The sequence below is a fragment of the Microbulbifer sp. SAOS-129_SWC genome (assembly GCF_039696035.1).
Classification (GTDB): domain Bacteria; phylum Pseudomonadota; class Gammaproteobacteria; order Pseudomonadales; family Cellvibrionaceae; genus Microbulbifer.
Genome location: NZ_CP155567.1, coordinates 1,903,514 through 1,923,742 on the forward strand (window position 1 = coordinate 1,903,514; position 20,229 = coordinate 1,923,742).

Here is a 20,229-nt window from a genome sequence, read left to right on the forward strand (position 1 = left end):
CTAGGGGGTTATACCTTGGCTGAGGTCGTTGATCTTACTGATACGGCGACGCAGTCGGGGTTCGCCCGCCTGGTTGGTGCCAGCCAGCCGGCGATCGCGAAGCATGTGCAGGCCGGGGTGCTGGAGCAGGGCGCCAGTTACGGTGCTTGGCTGCAGGCCTACTGCGAGCGGCTGCGCACCGAGGCCGCCGGCCGCCTGGCCACCGAGGCGCGTAACCGCCGGGATATGGCCCAGGCACTGGAATCCGAAGCCAATGCGCAACTGAAAATGCGCGAGCTCTACCGACAAGACCGGCTGATTCTCGATATCGACAGCGTGCGCAAGGTACTGGCCGAGTGGTCCACCATCGGCAAGAGCGAATTTACCGGAGCGGTGGACAACATCATCACCGCGATAGAAAGCCGCCATGCAATTACCGTCGACAGGGAGCCACTGCAGCCCGACATTGAAGCTGCCCTGCGAGCTATTGGCAGTTACGAGTTCGAACCTGCAGCAACTGGTGCGGGAGACCCGGGAAGCCTGGATCCCGAAACCTAACGTCCCGCTGATCGAGTGGGTACCGGAGAACATCCGGCTGCCCGCGGAAGACAGTGCCAAGCCCGGCTACTACCGTGTGGAGAACGTGCCGTACTTCTGGGGCGTCATGCACGCCCTGGACAGCCACGCGAGTTGGATGGTGGTGCTGCAGAAAGGCGCGCAGATCGGTTGGACCGTGCTGCTGGCCGCTGACATCAGCAAACGCGCAGTCACCGATCCGGCGCGGATCCTGATGCTCTTCCCGAAGGACGAGAAGGGCAGGCTGTTCATGGACGAGAAATTCGTCCCTATGATCGAGAGCTCACCCAAGGTGGGCAAGGTGATCGACGTCACCACCAGCCGCAAAGCCGGCAGCCGCGCCACGCGCAAGAAATTCCCCGGTGGCGAGGTGCGCACCGTCGGGTCGAACTCCGTCTCCAACGTGAAATCCACCACCGCCACGCGCGGCTACGTGGAAGAGCCGGACGATACCAACAAAGACGTCGGCGACCAGGGCGACTCAATCCGCCACCTGCGCGAACGCCTGAAGCGGATGCCGAACAAGAAGCTGGTGATCGGCGGCACACCGGCGGTGGCCGAGCTCTCCCAGGTGGAGCACTACGTAAAGCTCGGCACCATGCGCGTACTGCCGGTGACCTGCCACGACTGCGGCGACTCCCATGTGCTCGACTGGGAGAACGTCAGCTGGCTGACGAAAGAGGGCGGTACCGCGCACCCGGTATTCGGCCTGCACCAGCCAGACACGGCCGTCTACTGCTGCCCCCACTGCGGCAGCAGCTGGGACGACTACCGACGCCAGGCCAACATCGTGGAAACCTGCAAGGCGGCGCGCGACAGCGGCGACGAGTTCGCCGGCTGGGTCAAAACACAATGCGGAGACGGCTTCGAATGGGACGAGATCGAACCCATCGAAACCTTCTACGAGCTATCCGAACTCTACGTCTGCATTCCGGGCACCAGCCTCGCCGACGTGGTGCGGGACTTCCTGGAAGCCGAACACGAAGCCGCCGCCGGCGACGAGTCCGCGCGCATCGTCTTCCAGAACAATAAGCTTGGCCGCCCGTACCAGTACGCGGCCAACCAGCTGCTGGACCACGAAAAACTGCGCGAAGCCGCCGAGGATTACCCGGAACTGTACTGCCCGGCCGGCGGCCTGCTGGTAACGGTTGGCATCGACGTCCAGCACGATCGCCTGGCAATCACGATCCGCGCCTTCGGCCGCAACGAAGAAAGCTGGCAACTGTTCTGGGGCGAGATCGACGGCGACCCGGCCGACAAGAAAGACGCCTGCTGGGACGCACTCGACAAGCTGGTATTCCAGAGTTTCGAACACGAACGCTTCGGCGAGATCCGCGCAGCGGCGGTGAGTATCGACTCCTCCGATGGCGGCACCAGTAATGCCGTCTACCACTGGGTGCGCACCCGCAGCAAGAAATACCGCGGCGCCCTGGTCATGGCGATCAAGGGCGATAGCAACGACCTGGGCACCAAAGAGATTTTCACCCAGCCGCGGCAGGTGGATTTCGCCAACCCGAAGCGGCGCAGCAAGGCCGACCGTTTCGGGGTCCGCGTCTACCTGGTCGGCACCCACAAGGCGAAAGACCTGATCGCCAAGCGCCTGCTCGGCAGCAGCGCCTACATGCACAGCTGCGCCAATGTACGCCAGGACTACTGGGAGCAGGTCACCGCCGAGGTGAAGGCACCCAGCAAAAAGCACCGCGGCAAACTGCTCTGGCACAAGCGCCCGGGCAAACCCAACGAAGGCCTGGACACCGAGGTCTACGCACTGCACGCCGCGCACGCCAAAGGCATGCACAAATTCACCGACAAAAAATGGTCCGAGATCGAAGCCCGTCTCGGCCAGCGCACCCTATTTACCGAACAACCCAAGCCAGAACCGGAGCAACCAGCACCGGTGCCCGCGCAACCGCGGCGCCCGGCGCAGCCGGTCGGCTCACTGCTGGATAACTGATATGGCCCAAACCGCGCAAGAAATGGTCGACCTGTATCTCCAGGCCGAGATCGACGTGCTCGCCGGCAAGAGCACCACCATCAACGGACGCACCTTCACCGCAGAAAACCTGCAGGAGATCCGCGCCGGCCGGCAGGAATGGGAGCGGCGCGCACAACAGGAACAGGCCAAGGCCGCCGGGCGCAAGCGCCGCGGCCCGGCCTACGCGGACTTTTACTCATGAATCCACTGGACTCGATCATCGGCTACTTCTCGCCGGTCGCCGGGCTGCGCCGCCTGCAGGCGCGCCGCGCGCTGCACGTGGTCGCCGGATACGAAGCCACCAAGCCCAGCCGGCTACGCAAGAACCCCGGTGACAACCGCAGCGGCGACCTGGTGGTGGAGGGCGATGTCGAAGCGCTCCGCGGTATGGCCCGGCACCTGGAGCAGAACCACGATTTCGCGTTCGGCATCCTCACCACCCTGGTGAACAACGTCGTAGGCCCGCGCGGTATTGCGGTCGAGTTCCAGCCCAAGACCTGGGCCGGCGAGATCCACGACGGCTTCGCCAGCCAGATGAACACCGCATTCAAGGAATGGGGCCGCCGCCCCGAGTGCACGCGCCAATTCAGCTGGGCCAAAACCCAGCGGCTGCTGTGCAACACCTGGTTGCGCGACGGCGAAACGCTGCTGCGCCACCTGGAGGGCAAGGTGCCGGGGCTGAACCACGGTACCGAAGTGCCCTACAGCATCGAGTGCTTCGAGCCCGACTTCCTGCCGGTGGATTACAACGATCCCGGCCAGCGCATCGTGCAGGGTGTTGAGAAATCGGCTTGGGGCGAAGCGCGCGGCTACTGGCTGTACGACGAGCACCCGGGCGCGTCGCTGAATTGGCGCATGCGCCGCCGCCGTCACGACGCCGCCAATATCGAACACCTGAAGTTCGTGCGCCGCCTGCACCAGACCCGCGGTGTCTCGATCTTCGCCGCGGTCATGAACCGCCTGAACGACATCAAGGACTACGAGGAAAACGAACGCGTCGCCGCCAAGATCGCCTCGGCCATGGTCGGCTTTATCCAGAAGGGCAGCCCCGACGCCTACGACGCAGACGAGAGCTACGACGCAGACGGCCGGCGGATGCTGGATATCCGCGCCGGTGCCATCTACGACGACCTGAAACCCGGTGAAACCGTCGGCACCATCCAGAGCAACCGCCCCTCCGGCCTGCTCACCCCGTTCCTGGAAACCATGCACCGCATGGCCGCCGCCGGCACCATGGCCAGCTTCAGCAGCATCAGTAAAAACTACAACGGCACCTACAGCGCCCAGCGCCAGGAGCTGGTGGAACAGTGGGCAAACTACGAAGCGCTGAGCCTGGAGTTCTGCGAGGAGGTTGTCGAACCGGTGGTGCGCCGCTGGGTGCAGATGGCGGTATTGGCCGGTGTGCTCAAGGTGCCGAGCGACGTGGACCCGAGCACGCTGCTGAATCTGGATTTCATCACGCCGGTGATGCCCTGGATCGACCCGGGCCGCGAAGCCAATTCCGACGAAACCCTGATGGAAAACCTGGTCGCCAGCCCGCAGCAGACCATCCGCCGCCGCGGCAAGAATCCCGAAGACATCATCCAGCAGATCGCCTCGTGGCAGCGCCGCCTCGCGAGCCTGGATATCACGGCCCCGGCCAAGCGGCCCGCAGCGCCGGCACCTCAACAAACCGAATCCAATTAGGAGACAGTTATGCGCAAGGGCAACAACAAAAGCTGGTACAGCATCACCGCCGCGGCCAACAACGAGGCCGAGATCTATGTCTACGACTACATCGGCTACTGGGGTGTAACCGCCAAGGACTTCGCCCGCGACCTGAAAGCGCTCGGCAACGTCAGCAAGATCAAGCTGCACCTCAATTCCCCAGGCGGCGATGTGTTCGACGGCACTGCCATTTACAACCTGCTGAAAGATCACAGCGCGGAAGTGGAGACCTGGATCGAGGGCATTGCCGCGAGCATGGGCAGTGTGATCGCTCTAGCCGGCGACACCGTGCACATTGCCGAGAACGCTTACTACATGGTGCACAACCCCAGCACCATCGCCCGCGGCGACGAGCGCGTGATGGACAAGGCCAAGGAACTGCTGGCCAAAGTCAAAACCACCATGATCAACCTCTACGCCTCGCGCACCGGTCTGTCCGAGGACGAGATCAGCCAGATCATGGACGACGAAACCTGGTACACCGGCGCCGAGGCCGTCGAAGCCGGATTCGCCACCGACACCACCGCAGCCACCGAAATGGCGGCCAGCTTCAGTGGGGAGCTGATCAATCAATTCAAAAACACCCCGGAGCCTGTGCGCGCACTCGTCGCACCGGCCGATGGCGATGTGCGATTCCCGCCTGCAGTTGCAGGCAACCCACCCGAAACTCAGGAGGCGAAAGCCATGAAAACAAAACCCGCAGCGACGGGTGGTTCCGATTCCCCGGAGATCACCCCGGAAATGAAAGCCAAGATCGAAGCCGACGCCCAGGCGAAGTTCCAGGCCGATGAGCAAAAGCGCAAAGACGACATCCGCGCAGTGTTCAAAGGCTTCGACGCCCACAGCACCGTTATGCAGGCCTGCCTGGACGATATGCAGTGCGATGCCTCTCAGGCCAAGGACAAACTGCTGGTCGCCCTCGGCAACCAGACCCCGACCCCGGTGCACAGCTACAGCGTCGTGGTGCAGGAAGGCGAGGGCATCAAGCGCATGAAGGCCGACGCCGAGAACGCGATCGCCATGCGCGCCTTCGGCGAGAAGCGTGCCGACGGCAACGGCCTGGCCGGTTACACCATGATGGAAATCGCCCGCATGATGGTGCAGGCGCGCGGTGTGAATATCGCCGGCATGGACAAAATGGCCGTGGTGGCCGCGGCCTTCACCCACACCTCCAGCGATTTCTCCAGCGTGCTCGCCAACACCGCCAACAAGGCGATGCTGAAAGGCTACGAAGAAGCCGGCGAGGTATTCCCGAAGTTCACCGGTGTCGGCAACCTCAGCGACTTCAAGATCTCCACCCGCACCGACCTGGGCAGTTTCCCGACTTTGACCGAGGTCGCCGAAGGTGCCGAGTTCCAGTACGTCACCATGGGTGAGCGCGCCGAGATGGCCGCCCTGGCCACCTACGGCAAGCGGTTCAGCATCACCCGCCAGGCCATCATCAACGACGACCTCGGCGTGTTCACGCGTATCCCCAAGAAGATGGGCCGTGCCGCTATCCGCACCGTCGGCGACCTGGTATTCAGCATCCTCCTCAATAACCCGAAAATGGCCGACGGTAACGCGCTGTTCCACGCAAGCCACAATAACCTCGCCAGCGCTGCCGGCCTCACTACCGCCGGCATCGACGCCGCGCGCGTGAAGATGGGCAAGCAGAAAGACGGCGATGCCGTGCTCAACCTGCGGCCGAAGTTTTTGATCTGCGACGTGGCAGACGAGGGCGCAGCCAAGGTGGCACTGGGCTCCGAGTACGAGGTCGGCGCCACCGAGAAGAACAACACCGTGCCCAACAGCGTGCGCGGCATTGCCGAGGTGATCTCCGACGCGCGCCTCAGTGGCAACAATGCGTGGTACCTGATGGCCGACCAGCTGATGCACGACACCATCGAGGTGCTCTACCTCGACGGCCAGCAGGCGCCGGTGCTGGAGCAGCAGGCCGGCTGGAGCATCGACGGCGTCGAGTTCAAGGTGCGCATGGACGCCGCGGCCAAGGCGTGGGATGCGAAAGGCATGGTGAAAACGCCGAAGAGCTGATCCCCAGCCCTGAAGTAATCCGCAGCAGTAACAACACAAAGGCCGCACCGCGCGGCCTTTTTAATTGAACCCTTTTTTGAATGCGTTCGGGAGAACAGATCATGGCTAAGAACTACCAGCAGGAGGGCAAGGTGCTCTCCTTCACCAATAGCACCGGCTCCGACATCGCCGCCGGCGACGTGGTTGTCATGGGCGCAGTGCTGGCCGTCGCGCTCAGCGATATCGTCGATGGCGAATCCGGCAGCGTGCAGACACAGGAAGTTTTCATCGTGCCGAAGGTCTCCGGCGCGGTGATCGCGCAGGGCGAAGACCTCACCTGGGACGTGTCCGCCGCCGCCTTCGACGACAACCAGGCCACCCCGGCTACCGGTGATATCACCGGCGCCGCCGCCTTCGCCGCCGAAGCCGCAGGGGCTGGTGTCACCACCATCGCCGTGCGCTTCACCGGCGTGCCCGGCACCGTCAACTAAGCCACAGCCGGCCGCGCCCCGCGCGGCTGGCGAACTGCAACTACCAACCGAGACCACCCATGGACCTGGACCAGAGAGCCGCCGAGCGCAACTTCCAGCGCTGGGGCAAGTCCGCCACCTACAACGCCGGCAGCGGCGACGTGGAGTGCCGCGTGATCAAGGACCAGGGCGTGGACGAATTTGCCGAGGACCGGGTGCGCGTGCCGCGTATCGAGCTGTCCCTGCTGGTCAGCGAAGTCGGTGCGCACAAGCCGGGCGCGCTGATCACATTGAACGGTGTGGAGTACGAAGTGCGCCACCTGATTGACGACGACGGCACCGTGCGCCGCGTTGTGGGAGAAACCTGATATGTCACAGCGCATCGCCATCCGCGACGCGGTCAATGCCGCGCTGGAAACGCTGACCGATTACCACATGGCAGAGCCGGGGACCACCGACGAGATCGACGCAGCCAAATTGCCATCCATCGTTGTCGGCTTTGCCGTCGAACCAGTCACCCACGAGATGTACGGCGGAACAGAGCGGCAGTTGGATTTGACCGTTTCCGTGGTGTTGAAGAACCGCGGCGATGTCTACGCTGCGCTCGACCAGGCCGCCGACGATGTCGAGGGTGTACTCGGCGATGAGAAGCTGGGCGGCACCTGCGACCTTTTCCTGCTCAGCCAGACCCAGTTCGCGCTCGACCAGGAGCAGCCGCTCGGCGAAGTGCGGCTGGTCTACTCCGCCACCTATTCGACCGACCCGATCTAATGGAGACCGCCGCCATGGCCAAGCCAGCCAAACAGAAAATCCGTATCACCGCACCCTGCGCCGCCGCCGGCGAGACCGCCTGCATTGGCGACGTGCTCGAGCTCGAAGCGGCCGAGGCCAACCAGCTGATCGGCACCGGCCGCGCTGTACCCGCACCGGCCAGCGCCAAGCTGCGCAAAGCCCGCGCCGAACAGGCTGCGGACACCAAGCCGGCCGCCGCAGCGCCGGCCAAAACCGAATCCACCGGCCGGGACTGAGCCCGCTCACCGCCAGCCGATTTAACAATCACTCGAGGGCATCACGATGACTCAAGGTTACAAAACCCAGTTCCACCGCAGCGACGACGGCGTCGCCTACACCCAAGTGGCCGGCCTGCTGGATGTCGACCCCGGCGAAGAGAGCCGCGGCTCTGACGACGTCACCCCGATCGACGGCACCAGCGGCTATATGGATTTCGATCCGCAGGGCCTGCGCGACGCCGGCGAAGTCTCGCTGACGTTCATCTGGAAAGAAGGCGACACCGGCCAAGCCGCCCTGCGCACCGACTACGACGGTGACGCCAACGGCTACTACAAGATCGTCTACCCGGAAGGCACAGAGGTCGAGTTCGTCGGCCATATCACCGGCTGGGGCGCTGCAGTGCCGAAGGACAGCAAGATCACCCGCACCGTGAAATTCAAGATTTCCGGCAAGCCGACGGTGACTGCCGGCACCTGATCCGGTACCGGATAACACCCCAAAATCACAACGTTTTTTGAACCCGCGAAAGCGGGTTTTTTATGTCCGGAGATTTCCGATGAGCTTATTCGAAGCCCCGCTGCTGAAGCGGGAAACCGTGCCCTTCGCCGGTACCGAGCTGACGCTGTACGAACTCAGCGCCTTCGACCGCTGCGAGTACCTGGAGAAGAGTACCGACGGTATCCCCCCGCCGAAAGAGGGTGAGGTGCCGGCGCCGGAGTTTGATCACTTGGGTCAGCTTTGGGCGCTGCACCGGGCGGATGTCAGCAACAGGCTGCTGTTAGTGGCCTACGCACTGAAGCCGGCCCGCGAGGAATCGCTCGAGCAGTTGCACGAAGAGCTGTGCCGATCTGTAGCGCCAGATCAGGTAGACGACCTCTATATCCCCGCTGCGAAGCTGTCCGGCCTCTACGTGCCGCCCGAGAAGGCGCCGGCTGAGGAGAGCGATGAGGATGCGGAGGAAGATCCGGCAAAAAAAGAGTAGTCCCGGGCTTCGCCTTTGCCCGGCAGCTGGCGCGGGACTTCAACCGGCCGGACTACTTCACCATGTTGCGCAGTATGAGCAGCACCGAGCTCGACGACTGGTATCAGTTCCACCAGGAGCGCCCGCTGCAGCAAGACGCGCTGCAGTGGCAGCTGGCTCACATCGCCGCCGGTACCCACGGCGTCAATGGGGGTAAGGCGGACAACTACCTGCCGAAAATCTCCAAGCCCAAATCGATCAAAGATCAGATCGCGATCTGGAAATCCATGGTGTAGGCAATGGCAAGAACAGCAACCACGGCCACCATGGTGGCCAACCTCGAGCTGCGCTCCGAGCAGTACAAGCGGCAGCTGGCGCAGGCACAGGCGCGCAACAAGGCCTTTGCCCGCGAGGTGAAAACGGCCAGCACGGCGAGCGACGATTTCAGTCGCTCTATGCGGACCGCCTCAACCAGCACCGGCAAGTTTGTCGGCACCCTGGGGCGCCTCTCTCCGGCGATTGTCTCAGTGGCCGGCCCGGCCGGGTTGGGTGTACTCGCGGCCTCCTCGATTGCCGCGGAGCGCGAGATGGGCAACCTGTCGCGCGCGTTCGGCGTGTCTGTGCAGGCGATGAAGGAGTGGCAGTACGCGGGCAATGTTGTCGGGGTGCAAGGCGACAAGGTCGCCGACATCATGAAGGATGCCTCGGAAAAGATTGGTGAATTTGCCCGCACAGGCGGCGGCGAAGCTGCCGACCTTTTCAAGCAGCTGAATCTGGATATCAGCGAGTTCGTCGGCCTGGCGCCCGACCAGCAACTACTCAAGATTGGCGAAGCGCTGCAGCAGGTGGGCACGCGCTCCGAGAAGATCTTCTTCCTTGAGTCGATGGCCAGCGATGCAAGTCTGTTGCTGCCGCTACTGGATAACAACGCAACCAAGCTGCGCGAGCTGCAGCAGGAGGCGCGCGACGCCGGGGTAGCACTGAATTCCACCGACTCGGCGAAGCTGCAGCAGGCGGGCGATGCCATGTTCCGCATGGAGCAGGCCAGCCGTGGTTTGTCCAACCAGCTGGCCGTAGTACTCGCACCGAGTATCGAGAGCGTCAGCAACCGCGTAATCGCGTTGTCCAAGCAGGGCGAGACGCTGGCGACCGGCATGGAAGTCACGTTCACGGCCGTGGGTGCAGTGATGGCGGGGCGCTTCGCCGCGGCCATCGGCGGGCGGATCGCGCAGATGGGGCTGCTGCAGGCCGCCACCTACAAGGCGACGGTGCAGACCAATGCGATGGGGCAGGCGATCGGGCGCACCACCTTGGCAACCCGCACGGCGGCCGTGGCGGCCACCGGCTTGCGCACGGCATTTTCCTTCCTCGGCGGGCCGGTTGGGGTGATCACCATTGCGTTAACGTCGCTGGTGGCCTGGAATGCTGCTCAGCCAACCACCGAGGAAAAAGCCGAAACCCTGCGGGCGAAAATTAACAAGCTGGCGCAGTCCTGGGAGCGGTTGAGTTCGGCGCAGCGTGCGACCGCGCAGAACGAGATCAATGCCAAAATCCGGGATTATGAATCGGATGTTGAGAGGCTTGAAAAGCGGATCAAGAAGCTCACTACCAGCGGCTCGGATGGCGGCTTCGGTGTGCGGCTGGCGAAAGACAAGCATTCTCCGGAAGTGGAGGCGATACAGGCACAAATTGACGGCCTGAATACGTCCATCGCTGAAGCGAAAAGTGGGCTGACCAATCTCGGCAAGCCCAACAAGGAAGGACTACAAGCGCAGGCGAAGGCCGAATTCCAGGCCGCGCTGGCGCGCGAACAAGCCGAGCGCGATCGTGCCGCGACTGAACTGAAAAACGTGCAGGAAACCAGCGCCGCCAAGCTGGTGCAACTGGATCAGTTCCTGGCCGATAAAAACGGCAAGCTGAAACTCGATCACGAGCAGCGCCTGCAGCAGATCGCCGCGCTGCAGATTGCGGAGCAGGAGCTGACCAAGCGCGGTTACAGCACCATGGACCAGCTGCGCGCTGACTACTCAGCGCGGGAAAACAACCGCTACCAGCAGGCGCTGGCGCAGCTGCAGGCGCAGAACAATAGCAAGGGTGGAGAAGGCGGCGACGATAACAACGGCGGTGTCGGCCCCGATGGCCTGACCGATGCCGAGCGCCAGCGCGTGACCTCGCGCCTGGAAACCCTGAAGCTGTCCTGGCTCACGGAGCAGGAACAGCTGCAGGTACAGCAGGACGAGGAGATGTCTCTGCTCGACCAAGCCTATGCGAGCAAGTTGATCGCGCGGGATGAGTACGAGCGGGACCTGACACAGCTTGAAGCCAAGCATGTGAAGCAACGTCAGGCACTGCAGCAAGCTGGCACTAAAAGTGAGCTGGGTCTTTATGTGTCCGGTGCTGCGCAGATATTGGGTGCTGCAGCTACCCATAGCAAAAAAATGGCGAAACTGAGTAAAGAGGTCGCGATATTTGAAACCGGTATATCGTTGGTTAAAAACATCGCAAGGGCTTCTGAGATCGGTTACCCGCAGAACATCCCGATGATTGCCGGGGCGATTGCTCAGGGTGTTCAAATCGCCGGCATGATGTCGGATCTGAAGGCGCCTAGCGGAGTTTCTGGCGGCGGCACTGCCGCCAGTTTGCCATCTACCACCGGCGCCACTGCTGCCACTATCGACAACGTCGCCAGCAATGACGAAGCTCAAAAAGCCACTCAGCCCGGGGTGGTATTCAACCTAAATGTGCAAGGCAGCATCCACGCCGACAACGGCCAGGCCGTGGCCGAGCAGATCAAGACATTGATCAGCGAGCAGGATTTCGAGCTGATCGACAAGAACAGCCGTCAGGCTCTGAATCTGGCCAGCTGATCCTTCCCGAGGAGTCTCCCCTTGTTTATCCAATTCACCCCGACGCGCCAGGTCACCGGCGGCGACGGCAAGCTCGAGGTGCGCCTGAAGGACTACCAGCGCCCGGGCGACAAGCCCGAGGGCAAGCAGCACAAGTCGCTCGGCGGTTACACCGAGGATGTGCTGTTCCGCATCGAGCGCGAGTGCCAGTGCCAGACCGTGAAACTGCAACTCTCCACTGCCGAGCTGGCCGTGTGGCGCGAGTTCAATGCCAGCTGTATCGCCGGTGAGTTCTTCCAGTTCGACGCCTATGGCACCGAAGCTGCGCCGGTGGATCCGCGCAACGTGCAGTTGAAGCGCGGCAGTTTCAAAGAGCAGCGGACCAACGACGGCCGCTATGTGTTCAGCTTTACCACTGTGGAAATGGTCGGTTAACCGATGCGCAACAACACCGAAACCTTCGACCTCTACAACCAGGCGCCGCAGCGCGAGTTGCGCCTGGTGATCGAGATCGGCTACGACCTGCCGCTGTACCTGGCGAGCCACGCGGATATTCCCGGGCTGCCGGCCAACGCGATTCTGGGCTGTATCGAAAAGGTCAGCTCTACCAGCCAGCGCCTGATCCCCGAGCAGGGCCGGGCGGAGATCGGGGCGCTGTCGTTCGATGTGGTGGACGTGGCCGGGCAGTTGACCTATGTGCTGCGCGACGAGCTGCAGAGCGGCAGCGGCATCAAGGGCCGGCGCGTGCGGCTGTACCAGGGTGGCCGCGGCATGGCGTGGGCGGATTTTCGGCTGGAGCAGACGCAGATTGCCGAGGAGTCGCTGGCCTACGATGCGGGCGCGTACCGGGTGCGCTGCCGGGATATTCAGCGCGAAATGCGCCAGGATATTTTCGTGCCGCACAGCACGCGCCTGGCTGCGGATTTTGCCAAGGGCGCGAGCACGCTGCAGGTGTACGATACGTCCAAGTTCGAACCCTGCGACCATATCGCCAGTTTCAGCGAGGGCAACGGCAGCGCGCAGTATTACTACCTGAAAATCAAATACCAGGACGGCTACGAAATCGTCCGCGCCACCGGCAAGACCGCCACCAGCTTCACCGGCTGCGTGCGCGCGCGCTTCGGCACCGTTGAGGCCGACCACACGGTGCCGGCGGAGGCCGACGACGAGAAGGGCATCGAGGTCGAGGAATATATCTATCTGGAGATGCCCGGCCCGATGCTGGCCTACAGCCTGCTGACCGGCGACATGCTCGGCTGGGGCACGCTGCCGAGCAACTGGCACCTGGGCATAGACCCGGCCACTGTGGAGCAAGATGACTTCCTCAACATCGGCGCCGACTGGTACCAGCCCGGCGACCACACCAAGGGCCGCATCCTGCGTTTCGCCGGCCTGACCAAGACCGACGGCAAGAAATTCATCGAGCAGGAAATTAATTTATTGCTGGGCGCGTTTATGCCGGTCAATGCCGCCGGCCAGCTGGGCTACCGGCGCATGACCGGGGTGCTGGCCAATGCCGGCACCGTGGCCACCATCGGTGTCGACGACGTCACTAGCGTGGGCGCCCTCGATTATGAACTGGCCGACGTGCGCAATGTGTTCACCATCCACTGGAGCTGGTACGAGGCGCCCAAGGTCGACGGCCATTTCGTGCGTGACAATACCCTGGTAGATGCCGACAGCATTGCCATTCATAAGGTCGCCAAAAAACACACACTCAAGTTCAGGGGCCTGCACGGCAGCCGCCACACCTATACGGCGATCAAAAACACGTTTGACGCGCTGCGCGACCGCTTCGCCGGCCCGCCGCTGCGCCTGCGCCTCGGCCTGCTGCCGTCGAAAAACGACCTGGAGGTGGGCGACATCGTGCGGGTGACGTTGCCGCAAGTGCGCGACCACTCGCAGGATGTCGCCGGCGGCACCCTCGACCGGGCGATGGAGATCCAGCGCATCAGCGTGGACCAGGTCTCCGGCGCGGTGACCGCCGAGCTGTTCGGCAGCTACCAGGCGGCCGGCAATGTGCTCGACCAAGACGCCGCCGGCGCCGCCAGCTACGAGCTGCCCGACAGCTGGTACGACGACGCAGGCACCGAACTGACCGCGGCCGGGATCAGCATCGACGGCAGCGGCTTTATGACCGCCGATGCCAGCCTCAGTGAGGGCACCTATTACTACCTGGGCGACCTGACCATCCCCGCCGGCACCGTGCTGAGCACCTCCGGCACCGTGCAGCTCAATGTGCGCGGCACTTTCCAGAACGAGGGCGATATCGTCGCCACCTCCAGCAACAGCGGGCGCGGCTTCCTCGGCTCCTGCCGCGGCGGCGACGGCACGCTGAAGGGCAAATATTTCTATGCGTCCCCGGCGTTCGTCAGTACCCGCGGCGAGACGGTGACCGGGCGCAACGAGGTGATGCCGGCGCTGGCGATCGACAACGACGGCGGCGATCTGCTGGGCCTGCCCGACGACCTGCGCGGTTCCGGCGGCGCCGACGGCGGCCCGGGGTATTTCTACGACTACAGTAACGACACCTACAACGACGGCGGCGCCGGTGGTGCGGGCGGCAACGGTGGCGGCGGCCTAGTGGTGGTGGCGCGCGGCATCGCCTTCGGGGTCAGCGGCAAGATCACTACCAGCGGCGCCGATGGCAGCCCCGGGGAAAATTCCGGCCCCACCTACACCGCCCCCGGCGGCAGCGGTGGCGGCGGCGCCCCCGGTGGCGTGGTGCTGCTGGTGGACGGCACCGGCAACCCCTTCCCGCTGCTGACCAGTGGCAAGATCGTCGCCGACTACGGCAGCAGCCCGACCAGCCCCGGCAAGGCCGGCGAGGGCGACCGCAGCCTGGGCACCGCCGCGGCGCGCGTGCTGTTCGTGCCGCGCTCGCGCACCCCCTACCCGGACGAGGCCGACCCCACCGTCGACGCCGAGGTGCTGGCGGCGCAGCAGGCCGCCGCCGCCGCGCAGGCCGACGCCGACGCCAACACCGCGGCGCTGGACGATATCGCCGCGGACGGCAAGCTGGCGCCGGACGAGAAACTGCAGGTGATCCGCGAGTACAACCAGCAGGCCAGTGAGAAAACCGCGCTGGACAGCCAGGCCGACGACTACGGCCTGACCGCGGAGAAAAGCAGCCTCGGCAGCGCCTGGTCGGCGCTGACCAGCTACCTGCAGGGCCTGAGCCCGGCCTGGAACGACAAGACCCAGGCCACCGCGATCAGCCGCACCCTGTTCGACAGCAATTGGCAAAACTACTACGACGCCAAGGTGGCGCTGCTGAACGCCGCCGCCGACGCCGCGGCGCAGCGCGCCAACTGGTCGCAGGTGAGCGACGACGGCGGCCGGCCGCAGGACAACGCCACCGTGGGCGCGCTGCCCGCGGAAGTCTCGGCGCTGGCGCGGGGAGCTGTCAGCACCATGCACTCGGGCGGCTTCGGCGATCTGCGTTTCGAGGCGAACAAGCTCACCAACGGCGACCCCAACGACGGCGAGATTCGCGTCCTCGGCAGCAAGTTTTACCACCCGGATGGAACCACGCGCAGCGTCGCCTCGCCAACCGCGGTGAACACCACTTACGAGGGCAACACGACCGTCGATGTGTTCTATTTGGTGTGGACCGACGAGGCCCCCGCGAGCCGATTTGCATCTCTCAGTTTTGGCAATTCCACGCAATTTTTCCCGGCGATCTATGACCCGGTGATAGACACGTGGCGCGCGCAGGACAATAACGGGGCGACTGCAACATTTACCCCGCGCGCTAGCGATTGCATCGTGGCGGTGGGGCGAAAAACATCGGTCAGTGGCGGTGTCGATTCCTTGTCTTCGCTGGTCGGCGTCAACCAGAATTTGCCGGAGGATGGGGCCACTGCCAACGGCCTGACCTCACTGGTGTATGACCCCGGGTTTGAGTCCTACGGCTTTACCAATGCCAGCTCCGGCTGGTCCCGGGTAAGTGGTGCCGGGGAAGACGGCACCGGAGCGATGGTGGGTACCGCAGACGGGTCCAGCAATTTTTACGGCTGGGTTACTGGTGCGAGTGATGGCGTTACGCTAAAGGTTGATTGCCGCAAGCACGACCGGTTCTACCTCCGCATGCGGATCAAGGCGGACAACGGGATAGGCAGGTGGCGGTTTAACCTGCATGGCCACGATGCCAGCAACACGGCCGTGGAATACAGCACCTTTGTCGCTTGGAACACCGCGGGCAGTTTTGTGGATGACGGCACTTGGCAGACTGTCGAGGGGCTGGTCGAAGTCGCGAACACAAACACCCGATGGGCGCAGTTCTACGCACAGATCGAGGATGAGGCCACCGCGGGCAAGCAGCTGTTCATCGACTCCGTTGAAATCTGGAAAGTGGCGGAAGGGGTCAGCAACGCCGCGCTGACCTCGGGCGACATTCTCAACGGCACCGGCTGGGAAACTCTGCCAGCGAGTGGGGCCGATGTGACCGCGGACCAAATCGACAGCTTGCGCCCGGATGCCAGTTACAAAAATAGCAGTATCAGCGAAGCCAACGTCAAGGCGGCCACCGGCTGGGCAGCGACCCCGGAAAGCGGCGCAACGCGCAACACCGGCGCGCTGGCGGACCTGAGCAGCATCGGCCTAACCAGCGGCTACCTGACCGGCCTGCTGCCGAGCTACAAGGCCGAGCTGATCCTGCGCAACGACTATTTGAGCCTGAGCAGCGACGGATACCTGACCTACGACGACGGTGGCCCGGTCAATATCGGCGCGGTGACGAAAAGTGGCCTGGGGATGGGCAATGTCGAGAACAAAAGCTCGGCCACCATCCGCAACGAGATTGTCGCCGGCAATATCCCCGAGGGCGGCGTCTACCAGTATATCGGCGGGCGCGGGGCGAACCTTAACCATCCAGCCTATACGCGCTTTATCGGCTACGCGCCGCCGCCGTTTGTGTTTGCTGGCAATTGCACGGCAGCCCTGACAGCGGTCAGTTCGTCGCCTATCGGCGCCACCGCGCTGCAGGTAACAGTGACCGACAATAGCAGCGTAATCGTACTCGATCTGCGGCCGACGGTAGACCAGCCACTGCTCAATGTGGATAGCGGCAAAAAATACATTTTTAGCGCTTGGATGGTAGCCAGTGCTAGCGGCATCAAGGTAAAGCTTTACGGAACCGGCGCCGGCTCCAGCCCGGTCAATGTGCCGGTTGGCACATCGGCGACACTGACACCGGGCTGGCAGCGGGTCAGTTTTCTCGCGACTGCCTCCAACGGCAGCGGCGGCTGCGCGGTGCGCCTGCAGATCAACAATACCACGGTGGCGGTCAACGACTACGTGCGCATCGACGGCGTGATGGTCGAGGAGGCCATCGGCGACCAGACTGAGCCCAGTGCTCTGCAGCAGACTGGGGCCAACTACATCGACCCCTACACTGGTCAACCGTTTGATTCGCGGGGGCTCCCCCAGTCCATCGGTGGTTCGCCGTCGATAATGACTAGCGCGGCGTTGAGCGCGTCCGACAACGGCACCAGCGCCAAAATCGCCATCGCCGCACACACGGCCCAGTACCCGGGCTTTACGGTCAGTTTCAACGCCGGCAGCATCACCGGGCTGGCGTTTTCGACCAGATATCACGTGTACTGCGATGACCCCGGCTATGCGGGCGGCGCGGTGACCTATTTCGCCACCACATCGCTCGCCGATGTAGCGGCGGGGGTCTACCGCCGCTACATCGGCACGCTGACGACCCCGGCCGACGGCGGCGGCGGTACCGGGCCAATCGACCCGGAGTGTACGGCTGCTGGAATGTGGTTGCTGCCGAACCTGCTGATCGACCACGCCGAGGCCGACGACCTGATCCAGTGCTGGGATGTCGGCCGCGAGGATGCCTACTACGGGCCCATCCAGGCGATCAGCAGCAGCGAGGAGCTGTGCGTCGAGGTGGAAATGGAGAGCGGCGCCACCTGGATCGGCAGCGCCAAAACGCCGGTGACGGCACCCGACGGCACCGTATGCGAGGCCCAGGACTGCCGAGGCATGATGCTGGGTGTATTGCACCACGACGACCCGCTGGTATTCGAGCGGGTAGTGGCGGTGCGCTGGGCCGGGGTGCGCACTGTCTACCACCTGAGCGCCTACGACACCTGCTACGCCGCCGGCGTCGACCCGGACCACCGGGTGATGACCCACAACCTGCAATACAAGCCTTAACCACAACCCAAACCGATAGCCGCCCCCGGCAGTGCCGCGGGCGGTTTTTTATTGCGAGGAACAATCTGCGTGAGCGAGATCACCTACACCGATGCCACCGCTACAGTGGCCAACCTGGGCCCCGGGCAGACCGCCTACCAGATCGCCAACGGCACCTTTGCCGGCACCCTGGTACGCGTGGAAATCGTGCGCACCACCGACGAAGACATCGACGGCGATGGCGTGCCGGATCAGTTGAACCTGAAAGTCACCGGGGCGGTGGTCGATGACCAGAACACGCCGCAGCAGACCGCCGCGGGCAAGGACATGGTCGGCCCCAGCAAGGTGGAAAGCATGCTGCTGGCGGCGCTGGCCGAGGGCACCGAAGACCTGGATATGTTCAAGGCTGACATTGCCGACCAGTGTGTGCAGCGCATGGTGCGCCTGGCCACACAGCTGCAGGCCTTCGAGAACATCCCCAGCGCCTGACGGCGCACCCAACCCCCAACGCCAAACGAGGACTACCCCATGGCAAAAATCAAATTGAAACCGGCGCTGTTCGTCGTGGCGGTGTTCGTCGCCCTGGTGATTTGCGCTATGCATGCTGAGAGCACCAACGCAGGCGAGCCACCGGGCGGACCGTTTTTATCCCTCGGCCACACCGCGCTGCACAGCGACAACAGCGTGGGCGAGATCGGCTATCGCGTCGGCCACTGGGAGGCGGCCGCGGCATTGATCGGCCAGGGCCACACCAGCCGCGGCGACATCGAGCGGGCGCGCGCCTGGTCAGTGTCGCGGATCGTGTGGCCCAGCTGGCAGCTGCTCGGCGCCGACAACTACTACCGAATCGGCGCCGCTTATGTGGACGGCGACCCCCTGGTGGGCGACTGGAATTACCGGTTGGGCCTGGGGCTGAGCTGGGGGCTGGCGGAGGTGGAGTATTTTCATTACAGCTCGGCAGGGATCAACGACCCGAATACCGGTATCGATGGGGTGCAGCTGCGACTGCGGCTGTAGCTAGCGGAATTCAAAAAGCTCCCGAGGCTCCACGCCCAGCGTGCGCGCGATGCCCTCCAGCAGATCGAAGCGCGGGCCGTGGATGCCGCGTTCGATATGGCTCACCGTCTCCACGCTCACCCCGAGCAGGTCGGCCAGATCCTCCTGGCTCATTCCCCGCGCGCGGCGCAACTCCGCCATGCGAGCACCAAATAGTTGTTTGAGTGTTTTTTGCATGGCGGCAAAGCTATTGCCTTGCCGCCGAGAGAGACACGTAGTTTAACTACGTTTTTTCTCCTGCCGGTACAGGCGGTGCAGGCTCTCTACCGCGCGTTGGCAGTGGGTCTGCCAGGTGGCCGGCAGCTCGGCATACAGCCGGGCGATGTAGGGCGAGTAGGGGATCGGCGCGAAATGGTGGGCGTGTTCGGCCCCGAACACGTCGGCCAGGCTGATGCCCACCGCCTCGCACCAGGTGGGCAACAGCTCCACCGGCAGCCGCTGCCGGCCATTTTCGATTTTGGAAACCTGGGAGGCATTCAGCCCCACCTTCCGGCCCAGCTCCGCACCACTCAACCCGCGCCGCTCACGCGCCCGCTTCAGTTTTCCCGCCATGCTCTGGGCCAGCTCTGACATCCCGCCGCCCTGTAATCTCATGCAATTTTTTCGATTATAGAAAATTTCAGTAAGTTACTGTTTCTTAAGTAGAAATTTTGCCGGGAAGGCTATTGCGCGGTGTCGAATTCTCTGTAGATTCGAACGCTATCACAGCAATTTTGAGCACAGTGTTTTAGTTGCTCTGGGTCTAGCCTTCTTAAACCTCGGTGGCTAAGAACACTGGCTAGGAAAATATTCCAAAGCCATGGGCAGATTTGGTCATGATTCAGCAGGTTCCAGCATTGGAACTTAATGAAATTGCCAGAATGGGTAGACTCTAAGTGCTAGGGAGAGTGAGGCGCCTGTTGAGCGGCCTCACTCCGGCGGATTTTTGTAATCGCGTAGTAGGAGAATAAGAATGCTGGCAGTACACCGGAATCAGCTGCGCCTGGCACTGGCGCTGAATGTGGGGCTGGAGTGGGCGGCTATGTGCCCGGACGAAGCGGCCCGGCGCGCGCTGGTGCAGCTGGTGGGGGAGGAAATGGGGGCGGTGCTGTCGGGTGTGATTTATGCTGCCGAGGCTGAAGCTGGGGCGGACCCTGAAGACGAGATTGAGCATAGCGCCTGAGCTCCGAGGCCAGGGGCCGCAGCCGCTGCGCGGCTAAACGCGGCCCCTGGCGGGCTACCGGTCGCTGGATCCGGTGCTGGCCGGCGACCAGGCCGTCAGCTATGCCGCCTGGCGCTTGTTGTGTGTCTACTCGGGGGGCATAGAGCGGCCCTAGTTGCCGGCAGCTATCATTCCTGTGCCGGTGCGAAAATGCTGGATGGGTGTACAGATTCGAGGTGTGGTAATTTTCCTGGGGCGTAGGAAGCATGCGGGCTAACAGGGTTGCGTTGCTGGTTGCGTTTACCACACCAGAACGCATAAGCTATTGATTATTAAGCAAT

20 protein-coding genes are annotated in these 20,229 nt (G+C 63.4%); 18 read left to right on the forward strand and 2 right to left on the reverse strand.

What is annotated here, in order from left to right; all coding sequences use genetic code 11:
• Positions 1 to 15 precede the first annotated feature (15 nt).
• From ABDK11_RS08250 to ABDK11_RS08330, 17 genes are all read left to right on the forward strand, one after another.
• Positions 16 to 537, forward strand: a complete 522-nt coding sequence (locus ABDK11_RS08250; protein ID WP_346839815.1) for a hypothetical protein — start codon at positions 16 to 18, stop codon at positions 535 to 537.
• Entirely contained in the window at positions 467 to 2,509 is a 2,043-nt protein-coding gene (locus ABDK11_RS08255) for a terminase gpA endonuclease subunit (RefSeq protein WP_346839816.1), read from the forward strand. The genes ABDK11_RS08250 and ABDK11_RS08255 overlap by 71 nt, the downstream gene beginning before the upstream one ends.
• Before the next feature lies 1 nt (position 2,510).
• Positions 2,511 to 2,732, forward strand: a complete 222-nt coding sequence (locus ABDK11_RS08260; protein WP_346839817.1) for a primosomal replication protein PriB/PriC domain protein — start codon at positions 2,511 to 2,513, stop codon at positions 2,730 to 2,732.
• A complete protein-coding gene (locus ABDK11_RS08265; protein ID WP_346839818.1) occupies positions 2,729 to 4,216 on the forward strand; it encodes a phage portal protein in 1,488 nt (495 codons plus the stop codon). The genes ABDK11_RS08260 and ABDK11_RS08265 overlap by 4 nt, the downstream gene beginning before the upstream one ends.
• Positions 4,217 to 4,225: 9 nt before the next feature.
• Positions 4,226 to 6,271, forward strand: a complete 2,046-nt coding sequence (locus tag ABDK11_RS08270) for a ClpP-like prohead protease/major capsid protein fusion protein (RefSeq protein ID WP_346839819.1) — start codon at positions 4,226 to 4,228, stop codon at positions 6,269 to 6,271.
• 101 nt (positions 6,272 to 6,372) lie between these two features.
• Complete coding sequence (locus ABDK11_RS08275; RefSeq protein ID WP_346839820.1) at positions 6,373 to 6,741, forward strand: capsid cement protein; 369 nt, start codon at positions 6,373 to 6,375, stop codon at positions 6,739 to 6,741.
• 59 nt (positions 6,742 to 6,800) lie between these two features.
• The gene (locus tag ABDK11_RS08280) at positions 6,801 to 7,088 is read left to right on the forward strand and encodes a hypothetical protein (protein ID WP_346839821.1); all 288 of its coding nucleotides are present in this window, start codon (positions 6,801 to 6,803) and stop codon (positions 7,086 to 7,088) included.
• 1 nt (position 7,089) lies between these two features.
• Positions 7,090 to 7,491, forward strand: a complete 402-nt coding sequence (locus ABDK11_RS08285) for a hypothetical protein (protein ID WP_346839822.1) — start codon at positions 7,090 to 7,092, stop codon at positions 7,489 to 7,491.
• A 14-nt stretch (positions 7,492 to 7,505) separates the two neighbouring features.
• Positions 7,506 to 7,748, forward strand: a complete 243-nt coding sequence (locus tag ABDK11_RS08290) for a hypothetical protein (protein ID WP_346839823.1) — start codon at positions 7,506 to 7,508, stop codon at positions 7,746 to 7,748.
• A gap of 46 nt (positions 7,749 to 7,794) precedes the next feature.
• The gene (locus tag ABDK11_RS08295) at positions 7,795 to 8,208 is read left to right on the forward strand and encodes a phage tail tube protein (protein ID WP_346839824.1); all 414 of its coding nucleotides are present in this window, start codon (positions 7,795 to 7,797) and stop codon (positions 8,206 to 8,208) included.
• Positions 8,209 to 8,287: 79 nt separating this feature from the next.
• Positions 8,288 to 8,713: a hypothetical protein gene (locus ABDK11_RS08300; protein WP_346839825.1), complete on the forward strand. Its 426-nt coding sequence runs from the start codon at positions 8,288 to 8,290 to the stop codon at positions 8,711 to 8,713.
• A 26-nt stretch (positions 8,714 to 8,739) separates the two neighbouring features.
• The gene (locus ABDK11_RS08305) at positions 8,740 to 8,988 is read left to right on the forward strand and encodes a phage tail assembly protein T (RefSeq protein WP_346840186.1); all 249 of its coding nucleotides are present in this window, start codon (positions 8,740 to 8,742) and stop codon (positions 8,986 to 8,988) included.
• A 3-nt stretch (positions 8,989 to 8,991) separates the two neighbouring features.
• Entirely contained in the window at positions 8,992 to 11,559 is a 2,568-nt protein-coding gene (locus tag ABDK11_RS08310) for a hypothetical protein (RefSeq protein WP_346839826.1), read from the forward strand.
• A 21-nt stretch (positions 11,560 to 11,580) separates the two neighbouring features.
• Entirely contained in the window at positions 11,581 to 11,973 is a 393-nt protein-coding gene (locus ABDK11_RS08315) for a hypothetical protein (protein ID WP_346839827.1), read from the forward strand.
• 3 nt (positions 11,974 to 11,976) lie between these two features.
• On the forward strand, positions 11,977 to 17,712 hold the full coding sequence (locus tag ABDK11_RS08320) for a hypothetical protein (RefSeq protein WP_346839828.1): 5,736 nt from the start codon (positions 11,977 to 11,979) through the stop codon (positions 17,710 to 17,712).
• A 69-nt stretch (positions 17,713 to 17,781) separates the two neighbouring features.
• Complete coding sequence (locus tag ABDK11_RS08325; RefSeq protein ID WP_346839829.1) at positions 17,782 to 18,180, forward strand: hypothetical protein; 399 nt, start codon at positions 17,782 to 17,784, stop codon at positions 18,178 to 18,180.
• 39 nt (positions 18,181 to 18,219) lie between these two features.
• Positions 18,220 to 18,708 (forward strand): acyloxyacyl hydrolase, encoded by a 489-nt coding sequence (locus ABDK11_RS08330; protein WP_346839830.1) that lies wholly within the window; start codon positions 18,220 to 18,222, stop codon positions 18,706 to 18,708.
• Here ABDK11_RS08330 and ABDK11_RS08335 read toward each other — a convergent pair whose 3' ends face one another.
• Together ABDK11_RS08335 and ABDK11_RS08340 are read right to left on the reverse strand one after the other, a co-directional pair.
• Complete coding sequence (locus tag ABDK11_RS08335) at positions 18,709 to 18,924, reverse strand: helix-turn-helix transcriptional regulator (RefSeq protein WP_346839831.1); 216 nt, start codon at positions 18,922 to 18,924, stop codon at positions 18,709 to 18,711.
• A gap of 42 nt (positions 18,925 to 18,966) precedes the next feature.
• Positions 18,967 to 19,320: a helix-turn-helix transcriptional regulator gene (locus ABDK11_RS08340; protein ID WP_346839832.1), complete on the reverse strand. Its 354-nt coding sequence runs from the start codon at positions 19,318 to 19,320 to the stop codon at positions 18,967 to 18,969.
• A 379-nt stretch (positions 19,321 to 19,699) separates the two neighbouring features.
• Between ABDK11_RS08340 and ABDK11_RS08345 the strand changes: the two genes are divergently transcribed.
• The gene (locus tag ABDK11_RS08345; RefSeq protein WP_346839833.1) at positions 19,700 to 19,909 is read left to right on the forward strand and encodes a hypothetical protein; all 210 of its coding nucleotides are present in this window, start codon (positions 19,700 to 19,702) and stop codon (positions 19,907 to 19,909) included.
• The last annotated feature ends 320 nt before the right edge of the window (positions 19,910 to 20,229 follow it).

Coding starts and splice junctions, on each gene's coding strand:
- ABDK11_RS08285 (WP_346839822.1), top strand. CDS start 7,090: ATGTCACAGCGCATCGCCATCCGCGACGCGGTCAATGCCGCGCTGGAA.
- ABDK11_RS08340 (WP_346839832.1), bottom strand. CDS start 19,320: ATGTCAGAGCTGGCCCAGAGCATGGCGGGAAAACTGAAGCGGGCGCGT.
- ABDK11_RS08310 (WP_346839826.1), top strand. CDS start 8,992: ATGGCAAGAACAGCAACCACGGCCACCATGGTGGCCAACCTCGAGCTG.
- ABDK11_RS08295 (WP_346839824.1), top strand. CDS start 7,795: ATGACTCAAGGTTACAAAACCCAGTTCCACCGCAGCGACGACGGCGTC.
- ABDK11_RS08265 (WP_346839818.1), top strand. CDS start 2,729: ATGAATCCACTGGACTCGATCATCGGCTACTTCTCGCCGGTCGCCGGG.
- ABDK11_RS08320 (WP_346839828.1), top strand. CDS start 11,977: ATGCGCAACAACACCGAAACCTTCGACCTCTACAACCAGGCGCCGCAG.
- ABDK11_RS08335 (WP_346839831.1), bottom strand. CDS start 18,924: ATGCAAAAAACACTCAAACAACTATTTGGTGCTCGCATGGCGGAGTTG.
- ABDK11_RS08330 (WP_346839830.1), top strand. CDS start 18,220: ATGGCAAAAATCAAATTGAAACCGGCGCTGTTCGTCGTGGCGGTGTTC.
- ABDK11_RS08275 (WP_346839820.1), top strand. CDS start 6,373: ATGGCTAAGAACTACCAGCAGGAGGGCAAGGTGCTCTCCTTCACCAAT.
- ABDK11_RS08260 (WP_346839817.1), top strand. CDS start 2,511: ATGGCCCAAACCGCGCAAGAAATGGTCGACCTGTATCTCCAGGCCGAG.
- ABDK11_RS08280 (WP_346839821.1), top strand. CDS start 6,801: ATGGACCTGGACCAGAGAGCCGCCGAGCGCAACTTCCAGCGCTGGGGC.
- ABDK11_RS08270 (WP_346839819.1), top strand. CDS start 4,226: ATGCGCAAGGGCAACAACAAAAGCTGGTACAGCATCACCGCCGCGGCC.
- ABDK11_RS08300 (WP_346839825.1), top strand. CDS start 8,288: ATGAGCTTATTCGAAGCCCCGCTGCTGAAGCGGGAAACCGTGCCCTTC.
- ABDK11_RS08290 (WP_346839823.1), top strand. CDS start 7,506: ATGGCCAAGCCAGCCAAACAGAAAATCCGTATCACCGCACCCTGCGCC.
- ABDK11_RS08345 (WP_346839833.1), top strand. CDS start 19,700: ATGCTGGCAGTACACCGGAATCAGCTGCGCCTGGCACTGGCGCTGAAT.